Origin of the sequence: Pseudofrankia coriaricola, from assembly GCF_001854805.1 — a bacterium.
In the GTDB taxonomy this organism is placed as follows: Bacteria; Actinomycetota; Actinomycetes; order Frankiales; family Frankiaceae; genus Pseudofrankia.
The window spans coordinates 218,914-232,207 of record NZ_MBLO01000259.1 but is presented as its reverse complement, the minus strand read 5'-3'; the positions used below and the strand labels follow the sequence as shown (position 1 = coordinate 232,207).

Below are 13,294 nucleotides of genomic sequence, written 5' to 3'. Positions count from 1 at the left end.
CGGGCGCTAACGGTCCGTGAGGGCGTTGACCATCACCTGGAAGATCGAATTGGGATCCTGAGCCGGGTAGGTCTTGGAGCCGGTCGCCTCGGAGATCTGCCGCAGGGCGCTCTGGTCCGCGTCCGCCCCGTAGCCGATCGTGATGATGTGGACGGGCCTCTTCGGGTCGTACTCGTCCTTCAGGGTCTGGATCAGCTGAGCAAGGGTCAGCGTGCTGGATTTGTCCTCGTTCTGCCCGTCCGTCAGCAGCACCACCTGGTTGGGCTTCTCCGGCTCGTACTGCGCGGACAGCGCTCGAAACGCGGCAAGGGCGGTCGCGTAGAGGCCGGTGCTGCCCTTCGCGCTCATCCCGCTGATCGCCGTGAGGAGCGCCTGCTCACGGGGCACGTCGGCCACCGCGTCGCTCATCAGCCCGACCGGCACCAGCTCGCGGTAGGGCTTGGCGCCGTCGAGGCCCGTCGAGAACTGCCAGAGACCCAGACGACTGTCCTTGGCGAACAGCGGGACCGCCGCGTTCGCCGCCGCTACGGCGATCTGCAGCCGGGTCTTGCCGCCGCTTCCCGGCACCACCAGGTCCATCGAACCGGACGTGTCGAGGACGGCCAGCGTGTTCCCGCGCTGGTGAATGCCCAGGAAGGTGCGCCGCGCGCCGTCGATCGTCTGGCCGTCGAGAGCGGTGCGCGGAGTCGTCCGCAGCGCCGGGACGAGCCCCGCCTTCTCGGTGAGCCTCGAGTTGGTCCGGTCGGGCGAGCGGTAGCCGGCCGCGGCCAGTGTCGCCTGCCCGGACGGTCCGGTGAGGTCGGCGAGGAAGTCCTGGGCCGCGGTCGCGCGATCGGAGCCAGCGGGCAGCGCCAGCGGCTGGTAGGTCGCCTCGTCGACGACGAGGCCGTCGGTCGGGTAGGCGGCGACGAGCGGCACGTCCGCCGGGCCGTGCCCGTACTGCCCGCCGGGGAGGGCGGCCTCGGTCGTGTCGTCGGAGACCACGCCGGTGCCCATGTTCACCTGGTAGACGAGGCTTTCCGGCAGGACGAGCGCGGACATGTGCGCCGGCGCGTCCTTGCCCCAGCCGATGTAGGCGGAGACCAGGTCGGTGTCGGACTCGGCGACCAGGTCGGTGCCACGCTCGAAGGTGAGAATCGCGCCCTTGGTGTTCAGGTCACCGGCGAACTGCGCCGCCGTCAATGCGGACGCCGGCTGGCCGACGTTGCTCGCCACGACGTTGAGAACCGCGGCGAGCCCCGCGGACGACGTCTCCGGACTGGGAATTCCAATCTTGAAGGCACCCCACTCCGGATGCCCGCGATCGGCCCAGAACGACGCCGAGCCTTCGTTGGCCCGCAGGTCGGACCAGCTGAGCTGGCGTCCCGGCCAGCCGAGCGCGGTGGCCATCGGCCGCGGCATCGCGAGCACCACCGGCGAGCTCGCCACCGTCGTCCCATCCGCGCCGAGCATCTTGGCGCTGGCGGCGCCGGTCCTGGCCAGTGCCACCCAGTCGGCCGACTCGGGCACCCACACGTCGGGCGCCGAGCCGTAGGCGGCGTCCGTCCAGCCGGCGGCGATGGCGCTCGCCGTCTGGCCGCTGTCGACGGTCTCCACCTTCACCCGGACACACTTGCCGAGCACCTGGTGCCGCTGGCCGTTGTAGCCGGTGGCGGCCTGGGTCAGCGCCGTGGTCAGGCTCGACCCGGTACGCACCGTGAGCAACATCGTCTGCTGGCAGCCGGCGTCCGACCCGTTGCCGCCCAACAGCCGGGTGCTGGCGACGTAGCCCCCGCCCGCCAACAGCAGCACCACGAGCGCCGGAATCAGGATCTTTGCCCGCCCGGTGGAGCGCTCGCCCGCGCCACGATGACGGGGACGATGACGTGCGTCGGTCATCGGGTCGGACCTCCGCGGGCTACATCGGCTGAGGGTCCACGGTCACCCAGGCTCCGCCACTGTGTGGCGTGACCGCGGCCCACCGGGGACGAGAGGCCGAACATAACGCATAGTGAAGGATCATCGCGAACCTCGCCACACGTTGTGACATAGTTGGGCCATCGTTCCCGCCCGTGGGCCACGTTTCGTGACAGTTTCCTGACGTAGAACGACCGCTAGCCGGCTCATGACGACGCAGGGTGGCGCCGTCGCCCGATCTGTCCACAACGAGCGCGCGGCCAGCGATCTCAGCGGCTCGGATCCCGCCGACCAACGGCGGCCCGGGGCGCTGAACAGGTGCCCAACCAGCACCTCCCGCACGTTTCCGACCCGGATGGCTTCTAGGCTGCTGGGCTATGGCGTGGGCCGGAAAACTGCGGGAGCTGCTGGGCGTGCCCGGGTTCCGGGCGCTGTACGCCGCCCGGCTGACGTCGCAGACCGCGGACGGAATCTTCCAGGCCTGCCTCGTGAGCTACGTCCTGTTCTCGCCGGAGCGGGCGGCGTCTCCGGGGGCCTTGGCCGCCTCGCTGGCGATCGTGGTGCTGCCGTTCAGCGTCATCGGGCCGTTCGCCGGAATCGTGCTCGACAGGGTGTCGCGCCAACGGGTGCTGGTCGTGTGCTCCCTGACCAGGGCCGCGCTGCTGGCGATCCTGGTCGTGCTGATCGCCGCGGGCCACACCGGCGCGGACTTCTATGTCGCGGCGCTGGCCGTCGTCAGCGTCAACCGGTTCGTACTCGCCGCGCTCTCCGCCGGCCTGCCGATGGTGATCGATGTCGACCGGCTGATGGGCGCGAACGCGCTGTCGGTCACGTCGGGCACCGTGGTGACGCTGCTCGGCGCGGGCGCCGGAAGCGGGCTGCGCAGCCTCACGGGCGGCCGGGACTCATCCGTCGCGCTGGTAGCCGGCCTCGCGGGCCTCGCCTATCTGGGCGCCGCGACAACGGCCGCGCGGCTCGCGAACCGGCACATGTTCGGGCCGGAAAAGATCATCGGCTGGGCCGGCATCACCACACAGTTCCGCCAGGTGGCCCTCGACCTCGCCGACGGGGCGCGGGTGCTCTGGCGCACCGGGCCCGTCCGGCGGGCACTGGCCGCGCTGACCGCTTCCCGTGCGGCCTACGGGCTGGTGCTCGTCATGACGATCCTGCTGTACCGCAACTACTTCACCGGCCCTGGCGGCGGCCTTGGCGGGCTCGCCGTCACCGTCGCGGCCAGCGGCGTCGGAACGGTGACCGCCGCCGTGGTCACCCCGAGGGTCACCCGCCGGATGCCCAAGGCCCGCTGGATCATGACCGTGCTCGTCTGCGGCGGCGTGGTGGAGATCGTGCTCGGTCTGCCCTTCTCGTCACCGCTGTTTGTCGCCGCCGGCCTGCTGCTCGGCTTCTCCGCGCAGGCGAGCAAGATCTGCGTCGACACGATCGTCCAGGAGGAGGTCGCGGACGCCTACCGCGGCCGCGCGTTCTCTCTCTACGATCTTCTGTTCAACGTCGCCTTCGTGGCCGCGGCCGCCCTGGCCGCCGTCGTGGTCCCGGCGAACGGCCGCTCGTCGCCGACGATCATCGCCGCCGGCCTCGGTTACCTGCTCGCCGGCGTCGTCTACTACCACGCCGCTCGCCGCCATTCGGTCGACATGCGGATCCGAGCCGTCGGCACGCCGGCCGACCTGTCCCTGGACGCGTCCCCGGCCGCCTCGGTGCCGGTCGGACAGGCCGCGGTAGAGCAGACGACGGTGGGGCAGACGGCAGCGAGACCGCCCGCCGCCCGTCCCGCCACCGACGTTCTCGACGGGCCGCTCTCCGGCCGTCAGCAGTAACCCGCCCGGCTACTGGCCCTCGCCCGCGGCCGGCGCGTCGGCGGCGGCCCGGCCCGGAATCTCCAGGCCGCGCACGCTGGCCCAGCGCAGCAGTTCGGCGACGGCCGCGTCGCGGCCGACCATGCCCATGTCGAAGCGGAAGTCGAGCATGTGCTGGCGCGCCTCGCCGACGAGCCGGGACGGCCTGATGCCGAGGATCTCCATGATGTCGTCGCCGGAGAGCTCCGGGCGGATCGCGGAGATCTCCTCCTGGGCGGCCAGCGCCGCGACCCGCTCCTCCAGCGAGTCGTAGTGGCGGGCGAGCATCGCCGCCTTGCGCTTGTTGCGGGTCGTGCAGTCCGAGCGCACCAGCTTGTGCAACCGGCGCAGCTGTGGCCCCGCGTCGTGCACGTACCGGCGGACCGCCGAGTCGGTCCACTCGCCCGTGCCGTAGCCGTGGAAACGCAGATGCAGGAACACCAGCAGCGTGATCGCGTCGGTGACGTCCTTGGGGAAGCGCAGCGCGACCAGCCGCTTGCGGGTCATGTCCCGGCCGACCACCTCGTGGTGGTGGAACGAGACGCCGCCACCGGGCGCGTGCCGGCGGGTACGCGGCTTGCCGATGTCGTGCAGCAGCGCGGCCCAGCGCAGCACCTCGTCCGGGCCGTCGTCCTCCAGGTCCATCGCCTGGCGCAGCACGGTCATGGTGTGCGCGTAGACGTCCTTGTGCTGGTGATGCTCGTCGATCTCCATCCGCAGCGCCGGCAGCTCGGGCAGCGTGACGGCGGCTGCACCGACGTCGACCAGCCGCCGCAGGCCGCCGACCGGGTCGGCGGAGATGACCAGCTTGCGCAGCTCGTCCCGGATCCGCTCCGGCGAGACGATCTTCAACCGCTCGGCGCGCGCCGTCATCGCGTCGACCAGCTCGGGGGTGGGGGCCAGGCCGAGCTGCGCCTCGAACCGGATCGCCCGCAGGATCCGCAGCGGGTCGTCGTCGAGGGAGACCTCAGGCGGACCGGGGGTGCGCAGCACCGCGCGGGAGAGGTCGGCCATGCCGCCGAACAGGTCGACGAACTGGTGGTCGGGGACCGACACGGCCATCGCGTTGACGGTGAAGTCGCGCCGGACCAGGTCGCCCTCGAGGCTGTCGCCGTAGGAGACGGTCGGGTTGCGCGAGTCGCGGTCGTAGTTCTCGGCGCGGTAGGTGGTCACCTCGAGGCGGGCGCCGCGGCGGGCGAGGCCCACGGTGCCGAAGGCGATCCCGGCCTCCCAGGTCGCCTCCGCCCAGCCCCGGGTCATCTCCAGGACCCGCTCGGGCCGCGCGTCGGTGGTGAAGTCCAGGTCCGGGGCGCCACCGGTGCTGCCACCCGCGGTCAGGCGGCCGAGCAGGGCGTCGCGGACGGTACCGCCTACGAGGTGCAGCGCGTGCCCGTGCGCCGCGAAGATCCGCCCGAGCTCGTCGGCGAGCGGCGGTACCTTCAGCATTCCGGCGACCACGCGCTCAGCCGAGTCGCGCGGGTTGTCGAGACTGATCACAGACACCTGACCAGGGTAGCGGCCACTACCGGCACCCCCCAACAGTTTTCCGATCATGGCCAGGACCGGTGCATCACGCGGATCGCGCTGTTCTCACGGGCCCGGCCGGGGCTTTCACCAGGGCCAGCCCGGGCGCCCCACGCCTGCCCTCCGGCGCCAACCCAACCCCCCACCGACCCCGAACCGGCACCAACGCCCGCCATATGCACCAACCCCGCGACCAGGCAGTGCCCACCCCACGCCCCATCCGGACAAGCCGGACAGTCGCCGGGGACGGCTCATCCGATGCTCGTACGATCGTTTTATGCCGGCGTCGTCGTCCCCCCGTGGCCGTCGCCGGCTGCGTCGGGTCGAGGAGACGTCGGCCGGTGGTCTCGTGCTTGACGCCCGCTCCAACTACGCGAAGGCGGCTCTGATCGCCCGGCGGGACCGACGTGGCCGGCTGCTGTGGTCCCTGCCGAAGGGGCATGTCGAGGGCGGCGAGACCAACGAACAGGCCGCGGTCCGTGAGGTCGCCGAGGAGACCGGCGTGACCGGGGAGATCGTGGCGGCGCTGGGCACCATCGACTTCTGGTTCGTCACCGGCCGCTCGCGTGTCCACAAAACCGTGCACCACTACCTGCTGCTGCGCACCGCCGGCGAGCTCTCCGACGCGGACGTCGAGGTCAGCGCCGTCGCCTGGGTCCCCCTCGACCAGGTGGCCGGAAGGCTCGCCTATGCCGACGAACGGCGGCTCCTGCAGGACGTCCCCGCGCTCCTGGCGGCAGGCGCGTGACCCACTCCAGCCCGCGGCGGGTGAGAAGGCCCGCATATCTGGCGGTCGCGGTAGCGCTGACGGCGGCGCTGACCGGACTGCCGTCGGTTCCGTCGTTTGCTTCATCCACAGCATCCACAGGGTTGTCCACAGCCTCATCCACAGGTAGGACAGCCGCGCCGGCCTCCGGTGCCTCGAGTTCTCCCGGTACATCGGGGGCAGGCGCGGCAGCGGGCTCGGCGTCGGCGGCGGCGCCGCGGACCAGCGTCGTCCTGGACAGCTACATGCCGGTCGCCTCTCCGGGGGTGCCGCTCTCGCTGAGCGGGCACGTGGACCTCGCGCCCTCGGACTCCGGGCAGGACCTCAAGGTCGAGGTGCGGGTGATGCCTGGCGGCATCCCTGCCGCAGGCGGCCGCGCCCGGCTCGAACAGGCGCGAGCCAAGCCGACGAGCGTCACCTACTCCGCGCCGCTTAGCGACCCCGTGCCCGTCGGGCCCGATCACAAGTTCACGCTCGACGCGCCACTGGATCAGAAGGTCAGCAAGCCCCAGCTGACGATCTACCCGATGCGGGTCTCCGTCCTGCGGTCGGGGACCCTGATCGCGGCCGCCTACACGTTCCTCGTCTGGGCGCCACCACAGCCGTCACTGAAGCCGATCGCGGTCTCGACCGTGCTGCCGATCTCGGCCCCGCCGAAGCTGCGCTCGGACGGGATGCTGACCGACGACGGGCTCGCCAAGGACATCAAGCCAGGCGGCCGGCTGTCCAGGCTGCTGGACGCGCTCGACCCGACCAGCGAGCAGAAGTCCGCGGTCGCGCTCGCCCTCGACCCGACGCTGTTGAAGACCTTGCGAGTGATGGCCGGCAGGGACACGTACGGCGCCGCGGCGGTGTGCACGACGGTCCCCAACTGCTACCGCTTCGCGAGCCCTAGCGGCCCGCGGGAACAGCCCTTGAGCAGGGACGCGGCCACCTTCCTGGACCGCCTGAGCGCGTTCGCCAACACCCGGGGCAACACCGTGTTCGCGCTGCCCTGGGGCGATGTCGACCTCGCCGCGCTCGTCCGCGCGGGCGAGCTCAACGACGTCCTCTGGGCGGTGAACACCGGCCGCCAGGTCGTGGCCGAGGCACTCGGCCACCGCGACGCCAAGGACGCCGTGAAAGCCGCCTACCCGGTGGACGGACTCGCCGACCCCGCGACGCTGGCATTCCTCGCCGCCAAGGGCGTAGACGTGACGACCGTCATCATGGACGACCGGCTGCTGCCGGCGGCGAGCAGGAGTGCGACCCCCACCGCGCTCACCGTCCAGCAGACCTCGGCGGGCCCGATCCGCGCCCTCGCGGCCGACTCGAGGCTCGCCCAACTGGTCACGGCGCCGGAGGCCGAGTCGAACGAGCCGAAGGCCCTGGGCGACATGCTCGCCGAGCTGGCCATGATCACTTCGGAGAAGTCGAACCAGAACCGGCTCGCCGTGCTGGCGCTCCCCCGCGACTGGAACCCGTCGGCTCAGGTGGCTCAGCAGGTGCTGCACGCCCTTGGCTCTCCGGCGAACTCCGGCTACCAGCCCTTCTTCCAGCCGACGGCGCTGCCGGTTGCCCCCGTGAGCACAGCCGGGGCCGCTAGCGGAGCCGGGGACGACTCGACCGGGAGTACGGCGCCATCCGCCGCCACAGTGACCGCGGGCACGGCCCGTCTCGCGCTCACCTACCCGCAGTGGGCGGCCGACCGCGAGATCCCGACGTCCTACGTCGACGCGGTGGAGCACCTGCGTGACGAGGCGGCGCTGCTCGACCCGGTTCTGTGCGCGCGGATCGACTACCGGGTCAACCCGCCAGTGGCGGCCAACCCCGCGACGTGCAAGCTGCGCCACGACGTCATCGACCCCATGAAGAACACCCTGCTGACGGCGCTGTCGGTGCAATGGCGGGCGAACCGTCCCGGAGCCGTCCATCTGAGCCAGGAGGTCGACGGCCGGACCAACCTGATCCGCAACGGCGTCCGCGTCCAGGCCTCGGAGAAGGTCACCCTGACCAGCCGCGAGGGCACGGTGCCGCTGACCGTGAACAACATCAGCGACACTCTCCCGGGCAACGCGTTCCCGATGACCGTCCTGCTCTCCGTGTCGTCCAACGACAAGACCCGGCTGCGTTCGGCTTCCACGATTCCCGTCATCGTCCAGCCGGGCGGCGTCGCGCAGGTACTGATCTCCGTCAGCTCCGACGCGGCCGGCACGTTCCCGGTCTACATCCAGGTACTGACGCCGGATGGCAAGCGGCTGACGACCCAACCGGCGCGGATCCTGGTGCGCTCCACCGCCTACGGCACGATCGCCACCGCGATCACCTACGTCGCCGTCGGGCTGTTCGCCGCCGCGGTCCTGCTGCGCCTGGTCCGTCGGCGTCGCCGCCGCGGCGCGGGGCCCCACGGCGGCGATGGACCTGGCGAGCCGCTGGCCGGCGGTCCGCCGATCGGTGAGCCGCCGACGATGGCCGACGGCACCCGAACGGACCCGGACGCGGCGCAGGTCACCGACCGTGTGACAACACCTGTGCGCCGGATCCAGGCGAACGCGGCAGGAACACAACGGACCCAGTCCGAACGCGCCTACGCTGGCGGGGTGCCAGCCAACCCGAGCGAGCCGTGAGCCCGGCCGACGGTCCCGACGGCCCCTCCGGGCCGCGGCACCGCCGGGGGACCGGCCCGACCCGCCGGGATGACCTGTACCGCGAGGAGCCCTACCGGGACGACCAGTACCCCGACGCCGAGCACCCGGATGCCGGTTACGGAGACGCCCGCCGCCCCGGCGCGCGGTACCGGGACGACCAATACCGGGACGACCAGTACGGGGACGGGCGCTACCGCGAGGGCCAGCACCAAGGCCGGTACCGGGACGAGCGCCACCCGGACGATGGCTACCGCGGGCCTCGTCGCGCCGACGAGCGGTACCGCGAAGACCCGTACCAGGACGACCGGTATCCGGGCGACGTCCCGGCGGGTCCCACTCGCCGGCTGCCGGCCGCGCCGCGGACGCCTCCACCGTCTGTACCGCCGCCGTCTGTACCGCCACCCCCGCCACCCCCGCCGGCTGTGCAGCCGCGACGGCCCTCGGCGCCTCCCCCGTCTCCCGCGCCGTCGATGCGGCCACGCCGGCCCTCTGTACCCCCGGTACCGCCGCCGGCGCCGTCCAGGCCACCCGTGCCACCCCCCGTGGCGCCCCCGGCGTCACCGCAGGGCCCGACGAGCCGGCTGCCGGGGCCACTGGGCACGCCGCCGCCGGGCACGCCGCGTCCGGCCGAGGCACGCCCGACCACCCCGGTCTCGCGCCGCGACGGGCGGCCGCTCGGCGCGCACCGCTCCGGTGGCCGCCGCGGCACCCCGCCGCCCGAGCCGCCGCGCCAGCCGCGCCAGCGCGGAGACGAACCGGTCCGACCGGCCCGACCTCCCAGGCCGGTGCCGCCGGACCGGCCGGTAGCGCGGACCGACCGCGCCGCCGGCCGGATGGCCGACCAGACGATGGTGGTCCCCCGAACCGGGCGCACGGGCCCGCGCCCCGCGCGGCAGGCCGGGCAGGCGGGGTCCGCCGGGCCGGCGGGCGGTCCGAGGAAGGGCGGGCTCGGCCGGGCCAGCGGGGTGATGGCGCTCGGCACGATCGCCTCGCGCGCGACCGGCTTCCTGCGCACCGTCGCGGTCGCGGTCGCGCTCGGTACCGGCGCGGTCGGTGAGGCCTACAACGTCGCGAACACGATTCCGAACATCGTCTACGACCTGCTGATCGGCGGCATCCTGACCAGCGTCGTCGTGCCGGTGCTGGTCCGGGCGTCCAAGGAGGACCCGGACGGCGGCGACCGGTTCGCCTCGTCGCTGCTGACGCTGATGATCCTGCTGCTCGGCGGGGCCGCCGTCATCGGCATGATCCTGGCGCCCCAGATCGTCGCCCCCTACATCGGCCATCCGGGTCCGGAGCGTGACCTCGGCGTGGAGATGCTGCGCTGGTTCATGCCACAGATCGTCTGTTACGGCATCGGCGCGACGATCGGCGCGATCCTCAACGTGCGCGGCTCGTTCGCGGCGCCGATGTTCACGCCCGTCCTGAACAACCTGGCCGTCATCGCCACGTGCGTGGCCTTCACCTATGTGATCTCCGGGCCGCGCCCGCCACAGATCGACGGCCCGAAGACGATCACCGGCACACAGACCGCGGTGCTCGCGGGCGGCACGACGCTCGGCGTCGTACTGATGACGATCGCGCTGCTGCCATCCCTGCGCAAGGTCGGTTTCCGCTACCGCCCGCGGCTGGACCTGTCCCACCCCGGACTGCGCAACGCGCTGCGGCTCGCCGGCTGGACGGTCCTGTGGGTGATCGTCAGCCAGCTCGGCTACGTGGTCATCACCCGGCTGTCGACCGCCGTCACCGCCAACGTCATCTACGCCTACGGCTACCAGCTCTTCCAGCTCCCGTACGCGATCATCGGCGTGTCTGTGATCACCGCGCTGCTGCCGCGGATGAGCGCGCACGCCGCCGACGGGAAGCGCGCCCTGGTGCTTGACGACCTGTCGACGGCGACCCGGCTGAGCCTCACCGCGATCGTGCCGGCGGCGCTGTTCCTGCTGGCGCTGGGCCGCCCCATCGCCGTGGCCGTGTTCAACCACGGCGCCGTCGAGCACGACTCGGCGGTCGCCATTGGCGACACACTCTCGGCCTTCGCCGTGGCATTGGTGCCGTTCTCGGTGTTCCAGCTGCACCTGCGGGTCTTCTACGCCCATCAGGACAGCCGAACGCCATCGCTGGTGAACATCGGTGTGGTGGCGGTGAACGTGCTGGCGGCGGTGGCGCTGAGCCATCTCCTGCCGCCGGAGCACCGGGCGATCGCGCTGGCGCTCGCCTTCAACGTTGGCTACCTGGCCGGGCTGTGCGTGACGGTCGCGCTGCTGCGCCGCCGGCTCGGCGGGATGGACGGCGATCGAGTGATCGCGACGCTGGCCCGGATCAGCGTCGCCGCCGGCATCGGGGCGGCGGTGGCCAGCGCCGTCGCCCACGGGGTGCGCGACGTTCTTGGCGACGGGCTCCTCGGCTCCTTCACGGCGGTGTTCGCCGGCGCGCTGGTCGGTCTGCCCCTGTTCGTCGGGACGGTCACGCGGATGGGCATCCCCGAGGTCAGGGCGCTGACCCGCATGGTCTCCCGACGTTTCCGCCGGGGCTGAGAGAAACCATCGGGGCGATCCCCGTAAACTAATCTAGGAACATCGCCAAACGGCCAGCAAGAGCCATCGCGGGTGCGCCAGACTCAGGTCGAGTGGCGCCAAGGCGAGCGGCGCGGGAGGACGAGGCCATCGGGTGCGCCATCAGGAGGCGCTGCCCGCGGGCGCCGGCCGCCGCTGGCCGGGCGAGCACAGTGGCGACGGTGCCACGGATCCGGGGACGACGGAGGCGTTGTGGTCGAGGCAGGCAACCGGCCGCAGTCCGCGGACGTCGACAACGACGTGACAGTCAACGCCTCATCCGGCGCGGGCGCGGCCGACGGCGGCACCCTGCTCGCGGAGTCCGTCCTCGACCGCCGCTACCGCCTCATCGGTGTACTGAGCTCCCGCGGTCCGGTCACGCTTTGGCGTGGCGACGACACGGTGCTGACCCGGCCGGTCGCGGTCCGCGTCGTCGAGCACGTGGACGACGACCCCGCGCGCCACGAGGCCGCCCAGTCGCTGCTGTCGGCCGCGGTGAACTCCGGTCGACTGGTCCATCCGGGTGCCGCGTCCACCTACGACGCGACCGTGACGACCACCGACAACGGCCAGGTCTCCTACGTCATCACCGAATGGGTCGACGGCCGCACGTTGCGGCAGCTTGCCCAGGAAGGCCCGCTGCGGCCGGAGCAGGCCTCGGCCGTCGTCCTCGGCGCCGCGCGCGTGATCGCCGCCGCGCACGAGCGCGGGCTGCGCCACGGTGGGCTGCGTCCCGGCGATGTGATCGTCTCCAGCCATGGCACGGTCAAGGTCATCGACCTCGAGGTCGGTGCCGTGCTGGCGACCATCGACGGAACGGGGCCGACCGAGAGCGAGGACCGCGCCGGCACCGAGGCCGCCGACGTGCGCGCGCTCGGAGGGCTGCTCTACGCCGCCCTGACGGGCTCCTGGCCGCTGTCCGGGGACACCGGCCTGCCGCCGGCCTCCTACGGCACGTACGGCCGCCTTCAGAGCCCACGCCAGCTCAACCACGCGGTCCCGCGCGACCTGGACGCGATCACCATGGCCGCGCTCAGCGGCGACGAGTCAGCCGGCGAGCCGATCACCACGGCCACCGACCTGATCGCCGAGCTGGAGGCGGTCACCCCGGTCGAGGCGCTGCACGACACCGGCCTGATGACGTTCGGCGACGAGCCGCCGGGCACCGAGGCGATGATGCCGGGCTACGGCGGCCCGGACGGCTACGGTCCCGACACCGCGAGCCTGCCGTCGACGGCGGGATTCGCGACGCCGGGCCGGGACGACTACGGCCGCGGTGGCTATGACGACGGTGGCTACCGAGGCGGGCGTTACCAGGACGACTACGACGACGGCTACGACCGCGGTCGGCGCGGCGGCGGCTACGACGACAACGGCTATCCGCCGCAGCAGCGCGGCTACCCGCCGGCTGGAACCGGCGGCCAGCGGCCACGTTCGGGCCAGGCCCCGGTCAACCGACAGCAGCCCCGACGACGCGCGCTACCGATCATCATCGCGATCGTGGTGGTCGCGATTCTTACCGCCGGGATCGTGCTCGCCCTCCAGCTCGGCGGCGGCGATGGCGACAACACGGCCGACGGCCCGATCTCGTCCCCGACGGCGACGGCAGGGTCTGCCCTCACGCCGGCGGGAGTCATTTCCTACGACCCGCTGACCGGTGATCCGGACAAGAAAGAGAATGAGGACACGGTCGGCAACGCCATCGACGGCAACCCATCGACCCAGTGGACGACCCAGAGTTATAAGTCCGCCGCCTTCGGTGGTCTCAAGTCCGGGGTCGGTTTCAGGGTCTCGTTCGCGGAGCCTGTGCATCCGAGTTCGGTTGTGGTGACCGTCGGCTCGCTGGGGCCGGTCACGTTCGAACTGCGCGCCGGCGACACGGAGAGCCTGGACGTCAACAACGCGTACCCGGTGGTCGGTCAGCAGGTCACCGGGCAGGCCAACGAGGACGTGCCCGTCCAGATCCCGGCCGGCACGTCGGCCAAGTACTGGGTGCTCTGGATCACCCAGCTGCCCCCGGACGGGTTCAAGGCCTCGATCGCCGACATCAAGTTCCTGTCCTGACCTGGGTGT

The 13,294-nt window shown here is 72.1% G+C and carries 7 protein-coding genes; 5 read left to right on the top strand and 2 right to left on the bottom strand.

Annotation, left to right across the window (positions count from 1 at the left end):
- Nucleotides 1-6: 6 nt before the first annotated feature.
- A complete protein-coding gene (locus BCD48_RS39060; RefSeq protein ID WP_071053401.1) occupies nucleotides 7-1,878 on the bottom strand; it encodes a substrate-binding and VWA domain-containing protein in 1,872 nt (623 codons plus the stop codon).
- 395 nt (nucleotides 1,879-2,273) lie between these two features.
- Between BCD48_RS39060 and BCD48_RS39055 the strand changes: the two genes are divergently transcribed.
- Entirely contained in the window at nucleotides 2,274-3,731 is a 1,458-nt protein-coding gene (locus tag BCD48_RS39055) for an MFS transporter (RefSeq protein WP_083419872.1), read from the top strand.
- Nucleotides 3,732-3,740: 9 nt separating this feature from the next.
- On the opposite strand, the gene BCD48_RS39050 is transcribed toward BCD48_RS39055, so the two are convergent.
- A complete protein-coding gene (locus BCD48_RS39050) occupies nucleotides 3,741-5,246 on the bottom strand; it encodes a CCA tRNA nucleotidyltransferase (RefSeq protein ID WP_071053400.1) in 1,506 nt (501 codons plus the stop codon).
- Nucleotides 5,247-5,550: 304 nt separating this feature from the next.
- Between BCD48_RS39050 and BCD48_RS39045 the strand changes: the two genes are divergently transcribed.
- The 4 genes from BCD48_RS39045 (at nucleotide 5,551) to BCD48_RS39030 (ending at nucleotide 13,285) form a co-directional block, all read left to right on the top strand.
- Complete coding sequence (locus BCD48_RS39045) at nucleotides 5,551-6,021, top strand: NUDIX hydrolase (protein WP_071053399.1); 471 nt, start codon at nucleotides 5,551-5,553, stop codon at nucleotides 6,019-6,021.
- On the top strand, nucleotides 6,018-8,645 hold the full coding sequence (locus BCD48_RS39040) for a DUF6049 family protein (RefSeq protein ID WP_349308079.1): 2,628 nt from the start codon (nucleotides 6,018-6,020) through the stop codon (nucleotides 8,643-8,645). The genes BCD48_RS39045 and BCD48_RS39040 overlap by 4 nt, the downstream gene beginning before the upstream one ends.
- Nucleotides 8,642-11,203: a murein biosynthesis integral membrane protein MurJ gene (gene murJ, locus BCD48_RS55190; RefSeq protein ID WP_083419870.1), complete on the top strand. Its 2,562-nt coding sequence runs from the start codon at nucleotides 8,642-8,644 to the stop codon at nucleotides 11,201-11,203. The genes BCD48_RS39040 and murJ overlap by 4 nt, the downstream gene beginning before the upstream one ends.
- A gap of 231 nt (nucleotides 11,204-11,434) precedes the next feature.
- Nucleotides 11,435-13,285 carry a protein kinase family protein gene (locus BCD48_RS39030; RefSeq protein WP_071053397.1) on the top strand — a complete coding sequence of 617 codons (1,851 nt, stop codon included), beginning with the start codon at nucleotides 11,435-11,437 and terminating at the stop codon, nucleotides 13,283-13,285.
- The last annotated feature ends 9 nt before the right edge of the window (nucleotides 13,286-13,294 follow it).